Origin of the sequence: Mesorhizobium sp. M1403 (assembly GCF_040317695.1) — a bacterium.
Taxonomy (GTDB): domain Bacteria; phylum Pseudomonadota; class Alphaproteobacteria; order Rhizobiales; family Rhizobiaceae; genus Mesorhizobium.
The window spans coordinates 87,237-100,611 of the sequence record NZ_JAMYKY010000004.1 but is presented as its reverse complement, the minus strand read 5'-3'; the positions used below and the strand labels follow the sequence as shown (position 1 = coordinate 100,611).

The 13,375-nt window shown below is 65.2% G+C and carries 11 protein-coding genes; 6 read left to right on the top strand and 5 right to left on the bottom strand.

Features of this window, described 5'->3' with window-relative positions:
* Position 1 precedes the first annotated feature (1 nt).
* Together NKH01_RS10020 and NKH01_RS10015 are read right to left on the bottom strand one after the other, a co-directional pair.
* Positions 2 to 1,522, bottom strand: a complete 1,521-nt coding sequence (locus NKH01_RS10020) for a sugar ABC transporter ATP-binding protein (protein WP_023721362.1) — start codon at positions 1,520 to 1,522, stop codon at positions 2 to 4.
* A 47-nt stretch (positions 1,523 to 1,569) separates the two neighbouring features.
* Entirely contained in the window at positions 1,570 to 2,583 is a 1,014-nt protein-coding gene (locus NKH01_RS10015) for an ABC transporter substrate-binding protein (RefSeq protein ID WP_023721363.1), read from the bottom strand.
* Positions 2,584 to 2,801: 218 nt separating this feature from the next.
* Between NKH01_RS10015 and NKH01_RS10010 the strand changes: the two genes are divergently transcribed.
* From NKH01_RS10010 to NKH01_RS09985, 6 genes are all read left to right on the top strand, one after another.
* Positions 2,802 to 5,228, top strand: coding sequence for a glucan 1,4-alpha-glucosidase (locus NKH01_RS10010; protein ID WP_353020068.1), 2,427 nt, complete (start codon positions 2,802 to 2,804; stop codon positions 5,226 to 5,228).
* A 14-nt stretch (positions 5,229 to 5,242) separates the two neighbouring features.
* The gene (gene gnd / locus NKH01_RS10005; RefSeq protein WP_023721366.1) at positions 5,243 to 6,259 is read left to right on the top strand and encodes a phosphogluconate dehydrogenase (NAD(+)-dependent, decarboxylating); all 1,017 of its coding nucleotides are present in this window, start codon (positions 5,243 to 5,245) and stop codon (positions 6,257 to 6,259) included.
* A gap of 22 nt (positions 6,260 to 6,281) precedes the next feature.
* Positions 6,282 to 7,658, top strand: a complete 1,377-nt coding sequence (gene zwf / locus NKH01_RS10000; protein ID WP_353020066.1) for a glucose-6-phosphate dehydrogenase — start codon at positions 6,282 to 6,284, stop codon at positions 7,656 to 7,658.
* Between the two features lie 19 nt (positions 7,659 to 7,677).
* On the top strand, positions 7,678 to 8,382 hold the full coding sequence (locus NKH01_RS09995) for an ROK family protein (protein WP_353020064.1): 705 nt from the start codon (positions 7,678 to 7,680) through the stop codon (positions 8,380 to 8,382).
* Between the two features lie 164 nt (positions 8,383 to 8,546).
* Entirely contained in the window at positions 8,547 to 9,011 is a 465-nt protein-coding gene (locus NKH01_RS09990) for a Ros/MucR family transcriptional regulator (RefSeq protein WP_023721369.1), read from the top strand.
* A 162-nt stretch (positions 9,012 to 9,173) separates the two neighbouring features.
* Entirely contained in the window at positions 9,174 to 10,415 is a 1,242-nt protein-coding gene (locus tag NKH01_RS09985; RefSeq protein WP_353020063.1) for an MFS transporter, read from the top strand.
* 82 nt (positions 10,416 to 10,497) lie between these two features.
* Here the strand turns inward: NKH01_RS09985 and NKH01_RS09980 are convergent, their stop codons facing one another.
* The 3 genes from NKH01_RS09980 to NKH01_RS09970 are packed head-to-tail and all read right to left on the bottom strand — an operon-like array spanning position 10,498 to position 13,368.
* Positions 10,498 to 11,214: a glutamine amidotransferase gene (locus NKH01_RS09980; protein ID WP_353020062.1), complete on the bottom strand. Its 717-nt coding sequence runs from the start codon at positions 11,212 to 11,214 to the stop codon at positions 10,498 to 10,500.
* Positions 11,215 to 11,232: 18 nt separating this feature from the next.
* A complete protein-coding gene (locus tag NKH01_RS09975; RefSeq protein WP_353020061.1) occupies positions 11,233 to 11,712 on the bottom strand; it encodes a tellurite resistance TerB family protein in 480 nt (159 codons plus the stop codon).
* 39 nt (positions 11,713 to 11,751) lie between these two features.
* Positions 11,752 to 13,368: a heme biosynthesis protein HemY gene (locus tag NKH01_RS09970; protein WP_353020059.1), complete on the bottom strand. Its 1,617-nt coding sequence runs from the start codon at positions 13,366 to 13,368 to the stop codon at positions 11,752 to 11,754.
* Positions 13,369 to 13,375 lie beyond the last annotated feature (7 nt).

The window sequence follows — 13,375 nt, the reverse complement described above, 5'->3', positions numbered from 1 at the left end:
CTCAGGCCGCGTCGCCAAACGAGGACTGGATGATCTTTTCCTCCGTCAGTTCGTCGCGACGAAGGTTGGCGACGATCCGGCCATTCTTGAACACATAGATGTGGTCGCAATTGTCGAGCTCTTCGGTTTCGGTGGTGTACCAGAGGAATGTGCGGCCATGGCGAGCTTCTTCGCGCACGAGATCGTAGACTTCGAGCTTGGTTCCGATATCGACGCCGCGCATCGGATCGTCCATCAGCACGATCTTGGCGTCGGAGCCGAGCGCCCGCGCGAACAAGGCCTTCTGCTGGTTGCCGCCGGACAGCGAGAAGATGTTGTTGTTCATGTCGGGCGTGCGGATGCCGATTTTCCGCTGCCACAGCTGGGCGAGCTCGGCTTCGCGCTGCGGTGAGATCAAGAGGCCGTTGCGCAATCGCGCCAGCGAACGGATGCCGATGTTCTCGGCGATCGACCATTGCGGAAAAATCCCGTCCGACTGGCGGTCGCCGGCAACCAGCGCCACCGGCGCGGTGACCTCGATGCCGGTCTTGGCGCGGGAAGCCGCGGCAAAGATCGCCAGCAACAGGTCGGTCTGGCCATGCCCGGCAAGTCCGGCAAGGCCGATGATCTCACCGGCACGGGCGATGAGCTCATTGCCGTCTTGCTGTCGCGCCGGCCGCGCCCGGACCCGCAGCGGACCGGGCTCCGGCTTGCCGCTCGCAATCTCTGCGGCGGCCTTCTCGCGCGCCTCCGCTCCGCCCATCGCCGTCACCAGCCTGTCGCGGTCGAAGGCGTCGGCCTGCCCGGCGGCGACCACCTTGCCGTCGCGCATCACCACGATGCGATCGGCATTTCCGAGCACTTCGCCCAGCACATGCGAGATCAGGATGCAGCTCTTGCCGGCGGCGATGAAGCGGCGCACGAACGCTAGCAGCTGGCCGGCGGTATGCGCATCGAGCGAGGATGTCGGCTCGTCGAGGATGACCAGTTCGAGCGGCTCCTGCGTGACCGTGAAGGCGCGCGCCACCTCCACCATCTGCCGGCTGGTGATGGAAAGATCGCCGACGATGTCGGATGCCGAGATGCTGTGGCCGGGGAATATCTCGTCGAGCTTGGCGGCAATCAGATGGGCGGCCTTGCGCCGCCAGCCGAAGCCATTAAGCGAGGCGTGGTTGATCCGCGTATTCTCGGCGACGCTGAGGTTCGGGCAGAGCGACAGTTCCTGGAAAACGCAACGTATGCCGAGCTGCTGTGCGCGCGGCACCGAATAACTTGCCTCGACGCCGCCGCGGACCGCGATCTGCCCGCTGTCGGGGGTAAGCGTGCCGGCCACCATATGCATGAGCGTCGACTTTCCGGCGCCGTTATGGCCGACGAGACCGACGCATTCTCCGGCACGAACGCTGAAATCGACACCGTCGAGCGCCCTGACGGCGCCGAAATGTTTTTCGGCTCCGTCCAGTCTTATGATGTCCATACTGACGGCGCCGAAATGTTTTTCGGCGCCGTCAGGCCTGATGATGTCTGCACTGGCCTCGGGCATGCCTCAACGATACCCGGTTATCTGTGGCGGCAACAATAGTGCCATGCTCACTTGATGTTGGCCTTGATCGCCGCGACGGCGTCTTCCTGCGTGTATTCGTGGCTGGCGACGCCGCCCTTCGGAATCTTCGGCAACGCTGCCTCGAAATCGTCCTGTGTGAAGGCGAGATAAGGAACCAGCAGGTCGTGCGGCACGTCGGTGCGGCCGTCGAGCACTTGCTGCGCCACCCAGAAGGCAAGCGTCGATACGCCTGGCGCGATCGAAGCCGACCAGGTCTGGTAACCGTCCTTTTCCTTCTGCTCTTTCCACCATTGCAACTCGTCCTGGCGATTGCCCATGATGATGGTCGGGCGCGGCTTGCCGGCGGCGGCAAAGGCCTGCGCCGCGCCGTAGCCGTCACCGCCCTGGTCGACGACACCGACCACATCCGGCAGCGACGGCAGGATCGTCGCTACGGCCTTCTGTGCCGTGGTCTGGTCCCAGTCGCCGGTCACCGAGCCGACGATCTTGAACTCGGGATGGGCGGCGACACCTTCGAGGATGCCGGCATGGATGGCATCGTCGATCGAAGTGCCGGCAAGGCCACGGATTTCCAGCAGATTGCCACCCTTGGGCTGGAACTTGGCCATCTGCTCGACTTCCTGCTTGCCCATGTCCTTGAAGTCGACGACGACGCGGTAGGCGCAGGGTTCGGTGACGATGCCATCGAAGGAGACGACGACAATGCCGGCGTCGCAGGCCTGCTTGATGGCGCCGTTGAGGGCATCCGGAGATGCCGCGTTGATGACGATCGCGTCATAGCCCTGCAGGATCAGGTTCTGCACCTGGGCTGCCTGCGTCGGCACTTCCTTGTCGGCCGTCGTGAAGACGTCGGCGGCGCCGACCACCTTGTCGGCGACTGCCTTCTTGGTGACGATGCCGTAGCTGTCCAGCATCGCCTGCCGCCACGAATTGCCGGCGTAATTGTTGGAGAAAGCGATCTTCTTGCCGCTGGTATCGGCAAGCGCGGTGCCTGCGGCAAGCATCGCCGCAAGGGCGCCCAAAACGAATATTTTCTTCATGTCATACTCCTCCCGTGAGTTGCTGTCTTACTGGTGGCTAATGGCTGGTTGGTGGCTAATGGCTGATACGCTCACAATGCTGTTTTTTATCTATTATCAGACAAATGCAGATAGCCAGCAAGCTGTCAACATCAATCCATGGCCGACGATCAACTTGCGGTGCAATCATTGAAACCGGTTCGACTCCTGGTCTAGGGATGGCGATGGAGACGGATTAAATGGCAGTGAACCTTGCCCCGGGTGCACCCGGCATTCCGGCGCGCTGGACGTCGAGCGCCAAGAGCGGCGTCGGCACCGCGCTGTCGCCGGCCTGCCCGATCTGGTTCACCATCAGCCACGGTATCCTCAACGAGATCTACTTTCCCCGCCTCGACAGCGCATGCACCCGCGATCTGGGGCTGATCGTCACCGGACCCGACGGCTATTTCTCCGAAGAGAAGCGCGACGCCGAGCATCGCATCGAACCCCTCGAGGACGGGGTGCCTGCCTATCGGCTGGTCAACACCGCAGCCGATGGAAGCTACCGGATCGAGAAGCGCGTCCTCACCGATCCGGAACGTCCCGTCTTGCTGCAGGAGATCATGTTCACGTCGCTCAAGGGTGTGGCCAGCGACTACCGCGTCTACGCGCTGCTGGCGCCGCACCTCGTCAATGCCGGCATGGGCAACACTGCCTGGATCGACGACCATGAAGGACAGCCTGTTCTGTTTGCATCGGGACGCGGCGTCTGCCTGGCGCTCGCCTCGTCGCGGCCGTGGAAGGCGTGCGCGGCCGGCTATGTCGGCGCCTCCGACGGCTGGCAGCAGCTTCGTCAAAGCGGCCGGCTCGATCCGGCCTGCCGCAGGGCCGAGGACGGCAATGTCGCGCTGACCGGTGAGATCGCCTTTTCGGCTGCGAACCCAAAAATGTTGCTGGCGCTGGGCTTCGGCACGACGCCGCAACAGGCGGCGGAAACTGCTTTCGCCAGCCTGAACCAAGGTTTTGGGCCCGCAGCCGGATCCTACATCGACAAATGGCGCCAATGGCAGGCCGGATTGCTGCCGCTGGACCGGCATGCGGTGTCCGCCCTCAATCCCTACCGCCTCAGCACGGCGGTGCTGGCGACACACCGCTCGTCGACCGGAGCAGCCGTGGCCAGCCTGTCGATCCCGTGGGGCTTCAACAAGGGCGACGACGATCTCGGCGGCTATCACCTGGTCTGGCCGCGCGATCTGGTCGAAACCGCCGGCGGATTCCTCGCCGCCGGCGACCCGGCGGAAGCCTTGCGCATCCTTGGCTATCTGCGCTCGATCCAGCAGCCGGACGGCCATTGGCCGCAGAACGCCTGGCTCGACGGGTCGGTCTATTGGCCGGGCATCCAGATGGACGAGTGCGCCTTTCCGCTGCTGCTCGCCGACGCGCTGCGCCGCGCCGGGCATTTGCCGCCTGCGGTACTCTCCTCCTTCATGCCGATGATCGAGCGCGCTGCCGCCTATGTCGTACGCAACGGCCCCGTCACCGGCGAGGACCGCTGGGAGGAAGACGCCGGCTACAGCCCGTTCACGCTTGCCGTCGAGATCGCCGCGCTGCTTGCGGCTGCGGACATGTTCGATGCCGCCGGCAAAACAGAGCCGGCAAACTATCTGCGCGAAACCGCCGATATCTGGAACGATCAGATCGAGCGCTGGACCTACGTCGCCGGCACCGCCGCATGCGACGAAGCCGGCGTCGAAGGCTACTATGTCCGCATCGCCCCGCCCGACACCGCCGGCGCCGCATCGCCGAAGGACGGCTTTGTGCCGATCAAGAACCGCCCGCCCGGTGATGCGGACCGCCCAGCCGAAGCGATCGTCAGCCCGGATGCGCTGGCGCTGGTCCGCTTCGGCCTGAGGGCAGCCGACGATCCGCGCATCCTCGACACGGTCAAGGTCATCGACGCGCAATTGCGCTGCGAACTGCCGCAGGGGCCGCTCTGGTACCGCTACAATGGCGACGGCTATGGCGAGCATGCCGACGGCGCACCCTTCGATGGAACCGGCCAGGGCCGGCCCGGCCCGCTGCTGGTCGGCGAGCGCGCCCATTACGAGCTGGCGGCAGGGCGCAGGGACAGTGCGGCACGCCTGCTCGCCACGTTTGAGGGCTCCGCCGGGCCGGGCGGCCTGCTGCCGGAGCAGGTCTGGGACGGTCCCGACATGCCGGAGCGCGAATTGCGGCATGGCGGCCCCTCCGGCAGCGCCAAGCCGCTGGTCTGGGCGCATTCCGAGCACATCAAGCTGCTGCGTTCGCTGCGCGACGGCGCCGTGTTCGACATGCCGCCGCAAGGCGTCAAGCGCTATATCGAGGGCAGGACGGTGTCGTGCCTCAGGGCATGGCGCTTCAACCACAAGATCCGTACCGTCCCGGCAGGCAAGGCGCTGCGCATCGAACTTCTGGCCCGGGCGGTGGTTCATTGGAGCAGCGACAATTGGGCAACCGTCCATGACACCGAGACCGCCGCGAACCTTTTCGGTATCCATCTCGCAGAGTTGCCGGTTGCCGACGCCGCTCCGGGCAATAGCATTGTCTTCACATTCTTCTGGTCCGATGCCGGCCGTTGGGAGAATGCTGACTTTTCTGTCGGCATCGGCGATACCGCACAGCCACTAGATCATCGATCCCTCAAGTAAGGCAGGACGAGACCATGCAGATAGGAATGATGGGACTGGGCCGGATGGGCGCCAACATGGTTCGGCGCCTGCTGCGCGATGGCCACGAATGCGTCGTCTACGACATTAACCCGGCGAGCGTCGCGGCGCTTGTGACCGCCGGCGCGGTCGGAGCCGCCTCGATGGAGGAGTTCGTCGGCAAGCTCACCAAGCCGCGCAGCGCCTGGCTGATGCTGCCGGCGGCGATCACCGGCCGGATCGTCGACCAGGTGGCCGCCCTGATGGAGCCGGGCGACATCATCATCGACGGCGGCAATTCCTATTATCATGAGGCCGTCGACCACGCCGCGCGCCTGGCCTTGAAAGGCTTGAGCTATGTCGATGTCGGCACCAGCGGCGGCGTCTGGGGCCTCGAGCGCGGCTACTGCCTGATGATCGGCGGCCCCGACAGCGCGGTGCAGCATCTCGATCCGATTTTCGCAACGCTGGCGCCGGGCGCCGACGCCGCTTCGCCCGCCCCTGCCAAGGACGCCGGAACCGCTCCCTTCGGCTATCTCCACTGCGGACCGAGCGGCGCCGGCCATTTCGTCAAGATGGTCCATAACGGCATCGAATACGGCGTCATGGCCGCCTATGCCGAGGGCATGAACATCCTGAAGTCGGCGAACGCCGGCAAGCGGCAGCGCACCGCCGACGCCGAAACCAGTCCACTCGAGAACCCGCAATATTACCAGTTCGACATCGACATCGCTGAGGTGGCAGAGGTCTGGCGGCACGGCAGCGTCATCGGCTCGTGGCTGCTCGACCTGACGGCCGGCGTGCTGAAGGCCGATTCGTCGCTGACACAGTTCGGCGGGCGGGTCTCGGATTCCGGCGAAGGCCGCTGGACGCTGAAGGCGGCGATCGACACCGGCGTGCCGGCGCCGGTGCTGTCGTCGGCGCTGTTCGACAGGTTCTCCTCGCAAGGCGAGTCCGAATTCGCCGACAAGCTTCTGTCCGCCATGCGCTATGCCTTTGGCGGCCATGTCGAAAAACCCAAGGCCGGCTCGTGACGGGCGACAGGGAGGCACGCCCATGAGCCAGGAACGATCGGACACGCTGGTGCTTTTCGGCGCCACCGGCGATCTCGCCCACAAGAAGATCTTCCCCGCCCTCTACGCCATGGTGGCCAAGGGAACGCTGAACGAGCCGGTGATCGGCGTCGCCTTCGATCCTTGGGATATCGCCAAGCTGCAGGCGCGCGCCCGCGACGGCATCGTCAACGCCATCGGCAGCATCGACGAGAAGATCTTCGCAAGGCTCGCGTCGCTGCTGCGCTATGTCAGCGGCGACTACCGGGCGCCTGCGACCTTCGATAAACTGAAGACCGCGCTCGGCAGCGCACAGCGGCCGCTGCACTATCTGGCGGTGCCGCCCGCCATGTTCGAGGTCGTCGTCCAGGGACTGGAGCAGTCGGGCGCTGCCCAGGGCGCGCGCCTGATGGTGGAAAAGCCGTTCGGCCATGATCTGCAGTCCGCGCGCTGGCTGAACCGGGTACTGCATCTGGTCTTCGACGAAAAGTCGATCTTCCGCATCGACCATTATCTCGGCAAGGAGGCGATCCAGAACCTGCTCTATTTCCGCTTCGCCAATTCCTTCCTCGAGCCGATCTGGAACCGCAACTTCGTCGAGAGCGTGCAGATCACCATGGCCGAGGATTTCGGTGTCGAGGGCCGCGGCCGCTTCTATGACGAGGTCGGCTGCATCCGCGACGTCATCGAAAACCATCTGCTCAACATCCTCTTGCTGCTCGCCATGGAGCCGCCGGTCGGCCGCTCGGCCGACGATCTGATCGACGAGAAGGTGCAGGTGCTGCGGGCGATCCGGACGCTGACCAGGGACGATGTCGTGCGCGGCCAGTTCGACGGCTATCTCAACGAGCCGGGCGTGGCGCCGAACTCGCCGGTCGAGACCTTCGCGGCGGTGCGCTTTTTCGTCGATACCTGGCGCTGGCAAGATGTGCCGTTCTTCATCCGCGCCGGCAAATCCCTGCCGGTGCACGCCACCGAGGTCATCGTGCGGCTGAAACGGCCGCCGCTCGACGTCTTCGATCCAATCAAGCCCAGCGACTGCAATCACGTGCGCTTCCGCATCGATCCGCAGGTGGCGATCTCGATCGGAGCCCGGCGCAAGGCGCCCGGCGACGACATGGTCGGCGAGCAGGTCGAGCTCACCGCGCTCGACGATTCGAAGGGCGACATGCCGCCTTACGAGCGATTGATCGGCGACGCCATGAACGGCAACGGCCAGCTGTTCACCCGCCAGGACGCCAGCGAGCTCGCCTGGCGCATCGTCGGCCCGGTGCTCGGCGACACCACGCCGCCCGCGATCTACGCGCCAAAGACCTGGGGGCCGACCGAAGCGATGGCTGGATTCGGCCCGCCGAACGGCTGGATCAATCCATCGAAATGATTTCTGGGAGGCGAAAGAGATGGCCAAAGCGGTGAAGCGACCGGCACCCGACGCCGAAAAGATCGTGCTTGCGATCGATATCGGCGGCTCGCACGTCAAGATCCGCACCAGCGCCGGCGGCGACGAGCGCAAGTCCGCTTCCGGACCGGAGCTGACGCCGCAGCAGATGGTCGCGGCGGTGAAGACGCTGGCCGAAGGGCTGCAATACGATGTCGTCTCGATGGGCTATCCGGGTCCGGTGCACCACAACCGGCCGCTCACCGAACCCGCCAATCTCGGCAAGGGCTGGGTCGGCTGCGATTTCGCCGCTGAGTTCGGCAAACCGGTGAAGGTCGTCAACGATGCGCTGATGCAGGCCGTCGGCAGCTATGAAGGCGGCCGCATGCTGTTCCTCGGCCTCGGAACCGGCCTCGGGGCCGCGATGATCGTCGACAACGTCGCCCAACCGATGGAGCTTGCCCATCTTCCCTACAAGAAGCGCGGCAGTTTCGAAGACTATGTCGGCGAACGCGGCCTGCAAAAGCGCGGCAAGAAGAAATGGCGCAAACACGTCTTTGACGTGGTCGACCGGCTTCGCGCCGCCATGCAGCCGGATTACGTGGTCATCGGCGGCGGCAATGTCGAGGAACTCGCCGACTTGCCCGCCGATTGCAGACGCGGCGACAATACACGCGCCTTCGAGGGCGGATTTCGACTGTGGCGCGACAAATCCCTGATTATCTGATATTGCTGATTGTCTGATATTATCGAGCACCGGCTCAGGGTTGTTAATCCCGCGCTGCCGTTAGTATTATTATTCAAAATAATGTGTGACGTGGTGCGGCGTCATTGCATTGCGCAGATTTGCCGACTAGGAATTTCTGCGACCCCCACGGACGGAGAAATAGATTGACCGACGACAACAACAACGCTCGCAAAGACATCGACCTGCTTGAGCTGACCGCCCATATCGTGTCCGCATATGTCGAGAAGAACCGCTTGCCGGCTTCCGGCCTCGGCGATCTCATCGCCAGCGTCAGCGCTTCCATAGGCGGGCTCGGGCAACCGGCAGTGCCGGTCGCCGCGCCGCTGACGCCTGCCGTCAATCCCAAGAAATCGGTGACGCCGGACTACATCATCTGTCTCGAGGACGGCAAGAAGTTCAAATCCTTGAAGCGCCATATCGGCGTCCATTTCGGGCTGACGCCCGACGCCTATCGCGCCAAATGGGGCCTGCCGTCCGACTACCCGATGGTCGCCCCCAACTACGCGGCCTCGCGTTCGCAGCTGGCCAAGGCAATCGGTCTCGGCCGCAAGGCCGCCCCGCCCGCGCCCGTCAAGGGCAGGGGCAGGAAGGCCAAGGCGACGGCCTAAAGCGTTCGGAGCAGGTCCGGTCGCTCCGCCAGCGGCAACGCCCGGCGGAGCGGAAATTGTTGATCCAGGCCGGATTTTTGCGCGCGCCCTGCGCTGAACTGCGCTAAAGGCTCTCTTGGCCGGACCAGCGCCCATCGTGGAAGTGCCCCGCCGGCCGACATCATGACCACAGAATCCCAAGTACCGCCTGACCAGCGTTATGCCGCCTTTCGCCATCGGCCGTTCCTGAGCTACTGGGCGGCGCGCTTCCTCTCGACATTCTCCACCCAGATCGTGTCGGTCGCCGTCGGCTGGCAGATCTACGATCTGACCCGCGACCCGTTCGACCTTGGGCTTGTCGGCATCGTCCAGTTCCTGCCTTCGCTGCTGCTGGTGCTGGTCACTGGCGACGTTGCCGACCGTTTTGGACGCCGCCTGATCATGGCGCTGGCGGTGCTGGTCGAGGCGGGCTGCGCTTTGGCGCTTCTGTTGCTGACGCTGCGCGGCCTCTCCGGGCCGATGCCGGTCTTCATCGTGCTCGCCATGTTCGGCATCGCGCGCGCCTTCTTCGGGCCGGCCTCGTCATCATTGTTCGCCAATCTGGTGCCGCCCGAGGATTTCGCCAACGCCATCGCCTGGAACTCGTCCGCCTGGCAGACGGCAACCATCGTCGGGCCGGTCGCCGGCGGTCTGCTCTACGGGCTTTCGGCCGAAGCCGCCTACACCACCGCGGCCGCGCTGATGCTCATCGCCGCCGTGCTGATCTTCACCATCCCGAAGCCCGCCCAGCGCAGCCGGGCCGACAGGCCGACAGTACAGACCCTGTTCGCCGGCTTCGGCTATATCTGGGGCGAAAAGATCGTGCTCGGCGCGATTTCGCTCGATCTGTTCGCGGTGCTCCTGTCCGGCGCCTCGGCGCTGCTGCCGGTCTATGCGCGCGATATCCTCGAACTCGGCCCGTGGGGGCTCGGCCTGTTGCGCTCGGCGCCCGGCGTCGGCGCCATCTGCGTCGCCATCTGGCTGGCCGGGCACCCGATCCGCAACCATGCCGGCCTTGTCATGCTCGGCTTCGTCGCGCTGTTCGGCGCGTTCACCGTCCTGTTCGGCCTCTCGACCATCACCTGGGTGTCGATCGCAGCCCTTGCCCTGCTCGGCGCCACCGACATGTTCAGCGTCTATATCCGCGAGACGCTGATCCAGCTGTGGACGCCGGACGACGTTCGCGGCCGCGTCAACGCCGTCAACCAGGTGTTTGTCGGCGCCTCCAATGAGCTCGGCGAATTCCGCGCCGGCACCATGGCGGCGCTGATCGGCACGGTTCCGGCCGTGGTGGTCGGCGGCGTCGGGGCGATCGCTGTCGCCGGTCTATGGGCGGTGCTGTTCCCACAGCTGCGCAAGGTGCGTCATCTCAGGGGGCGAAACTAAAGCGCGACGCGCTTTAGTTCGTTTGTTTGTGCATGTCGTTTTCCCAAAACCGCTGCACACTTTTGGGCGACATGCACCGACTTCACCGCAGCGCCGGCTTGCCAAAAATCATGGGCAGGAACTCGCCGAGCCAGCGCTTGAGGTGCATGTCCCAGATCAGCCGGCCACCGAGATGGTCGCGGCCGGGCTGCGCGCCGGGCAATTCGAAGCGATGGGCGCCGCGCACCACCCAGCGCTGCATCATCGCCCGGGTCAATTCGCCATGGAACTGGATGCCCCAGGCATTGTCGCCATAGCGGAAGGCCTGGTTGGGATAGGTTTCGGCCGTCGCCAAAAGTGTTGCGTCCTTCGGCAGCGAAAAGCCCTCACGATGGAACTGATAGACCATCTCCGGCCAATGCATCAGCCTGCTGCCTGCTTCAGTCGCCTTTAGCGGATACCAGCCGATTTCGACGAGGCCCTCGCCATGGCCCTCGACCCTGCCGCCGAGATGCTTGACCAGCATTTGCGCGCCGAGGCAGATGCCAAGCAGCGGCCGGTTCTCGTTGAGTGGAATTTTGAGCCAGTCGGTCTCGCGGCGGACGAACTCGTCGCCGTCATTGGCGCTCATCGGCCCGCCGAACACCACGGCGCCGGCATGGCCATCCAGCGTCTGCGGCAAGGCCTCGCCGAGCGGCGGGCGGCGGATGTCGAGATCGAAGCCTTCCTCGATAAGCATATGGCCGACCCGGCCCGAGCGCGAATGCTCCTGATGCAGCACGATCAGGATCTTTGGTCTCGGGCTTGGCTTGGGCGGCATTGGAAGGCGGGATCCTGTCTATTCGTCGCTTGACGTTCCGGCAGCACCAGGAGCCGCGGCCGCCGCCTTGAGGCGCGCCTCGACGCGGTCGCGGCGTTCGACGCCGATCAGCTCGGCGACCCGCCAGACGGTATTGTCCTCGAGTTCGTGCAGCTCGCCATCGGCATAGACGATCTCCCACATCAGGCCGATAAAGGCCTTTCGCGCCTCGGCGTCGAGATGGCGCTTGAGCACGCTGGTAAAGGCGTAAAGGTCGATCGCCTCATTGTCGGCCCGCTCGCCGGCAGCCGCCAACGCATCGAGTTCGTCGCCGCTGATCGAATAGCTTTCCGCCAGCACCTTCTTGAACCGTTCCCATTCGGTATCCTGGCGCACGCCGTCGGCGTTCATCACGTGGAAAAGCAGGGCGGATGCGGCAACGCGCGGATCGTCGGCGCTGGCGCTGGCGCCGCCACCGGACGGCAGGTCCCTTAGAAACGACAGAACGCGTTCGAACATCAAATCATTCCCAATAAGCCCGGGTCCACTCGACCCTGATCAAAACAAACGAAACCGGCGCGTCGATTTATCCGCCTCGTCGTCGGGATCGACGCCGGGGTCGTCGGGCAGCCGCGTCAACTCCTGCGCCGGCTCGACGGCTTCGGCATCGTGCGGCACCGCGGCAAACGCCGCCGCGGCGACCGGTGTCACATGATCCTCGCCGGCACGGTTTTCGGTCTTTGCTTCGGTCGCGGTGCCCGGTGTCTCGGCAGCAACCGCTGTGTGCTCGATCGCCTCGGCTGTTTCCTGTACCGGCTTGGCTGAAGCCGCAATTGCCGGCACCGATGCCTCCTGCGTATCCTCATCGCTGTCGATCAACTGGCCGAGCCGCTCCATCGGCGCTCGCCATTCGAATGCATCGAGCCTCCCGGTGATCGGCGATACCGGAGCCCAGCGGTCGGAGACGACGCCGTCGGCGACCCAGGCCGGGTCGCGCGGCGCTCTCACCGCCTTCGACAGCAACTGCCGCACCTTGCCCTGGTCGCCGGTCTCGGCCTCCTCGATATCGGCCAGCAGCAGATAGGCGCCTTCGCGGCGATCGATGCGGATGGCGGCTTCGGCCTCGCGGCGGGCGGTTGAAAAATCCTGCGCATCGAGCGCGGCGCGCGCCACGGCAAGCGAGGCCTCGGCATGGTTCTTCTTCAGGTCCTGCAGCTTCTTTGCCCGGTTCAGCCGGTCGAGCACGGCATCGCCGGGCCTGGCATGGGTGTAGAGCTCGGCGATCTCCGGGTGCGGCTCGGCCTTCCACGCCGCCTCGAGGATTTTCGAGCCCTTGCGCACGTCGTTCTGCCGAAACAGCAATTTCGCCGCGACGACCGCCGCCGGCGCGAAATCCGGCCGCAGCCGGTTGGCTTCGAGAGCCGCCGTCCGGGCGGCATTGGCATCGCTGTCGATCAGCGCCTGCGCCTTGGCGGTGAGCAGCACGGCGCGGCGCCGGTTAGCGGCGTCGCGCTCGATCTGCCGCGTCGACTTCTGGGCGTCGACAAGTTTCAGCGCGCCGTCCCAATCGCCGCGTCCAGTCAAGTCTTCCAGCGTCGATTCGGCCGCCCAGGCCAGCTGCGGCGCCACCGCCGCGGCACGGCCGGCATAGTGGCGGGCAGCATTGCGGTCGCCGAGCCGCTCGGCTTCGAGATACAGTCCGCGCAGGCCGAGCAGCCGCATTTCGGGATCGTCGAGCATGGTCTCGAACTTTTCGCGGGCGCCCTCATGGTCGCCTTCGAGCAGCGAGGCCTGCGCGTCGAGCAGCTGGATCAGCGGCTCCTGGTCGGAGCGGATCAGCTTTGCCGCTTCCTTGGTCTTCTTGCGGGCGAGCGCGCCGTCACCGGCGCCGGCGGCGATCATGCCGGTCGACAGTGCCTGGTAGCCGCGGTCGCGGCGGCGCACGCGGAAATAGCGCGAGATCGTATAGGGGCTGGTCCACAGCGCCTTGACCAGCCACCAGACGATCATCACCGCGGCAACCACGGCAACGATCGCCACCGCCGCGACCATCAGGCTGACCTGGTATTGATAGCCGTTGAAGGTGACGAGCATTTCACCCGGCCGGTCGGCCAGCCAGGCGAACCCGAGCCCGAGCGCAAAGACGACGGCAAGGAAGGCGAGGATGCGGATCATCGGGTTC

Coding starts and splice junctions, on each gene's coding strand:
- NKH01_RS10020 (WP_023721362.1), bottom strand. CDS start 1,522: ATGCCCGAGGCCAGTGCAGACATCATCAGGCCTGACGGCGCCGAAAAA.
- NKH01_RS10015 (WP_023721363.1), bottom strand. CDS start 2,583: ATGAAGAAAATATTCGTTTTGGGCGCCCTTGCGGCGATGCTTGCCGCA.
- NKH01_RS10010 (WP_353020068.1), top strand. CDS start 2,802: ATGGCAGTGAACCTTGCCCCGGGTGCACCCGGCATTCCGGCGCGCTGG.
- gnd (WP_023721366.1), top strand. CDS start 5,243: ATGCAGATAGGAATGATGGGACTGGGCCGGATGGGCGCCAACATGGTT.
- zwf (WP_353020066.1), top strand. CDS start 6,282: ATGAGCCAGGAACGATCGGACACGCTGGTGCTTTTCGGCGCCACCGGC.
- NKH01_RS09995 (WP_353020064.1), top strand. CDS start 7,678: ATGGCCAAAGCGGTGAAGCGACCGGCACCCGACGCCGAAAAGATCGTG.
- NKH01_RS09985 (WP_353020063.1), top strand. CDS start 9,174: ATGACCACAGAATCCCAAGTACCGCCTGACCAGCGTTATGCCGCCTTT.
- NKH01_RS09980 (WP_353020062.1), bottom strand. CDS start 11,214: ATGCCGCCCAAGCCAAGCCCGAGACCAAAGATCCTGATCGTGCTGCAT.
- NKH01_RS09975 (WP_353020061.1), bottom strand. CDS start 11,712: ATGTTCGAACGCGTTCTGTCGTTTCTAAGGGACCTGCCGTCCGGTGGC.
- NKH01_RS09970 (WP_353020059.1), bottom strand. CDS start 13,368: ATGATCCGCATCCTCGCCTTCCTTGCCGTCGTCTTTGCGCTCGGGCTC.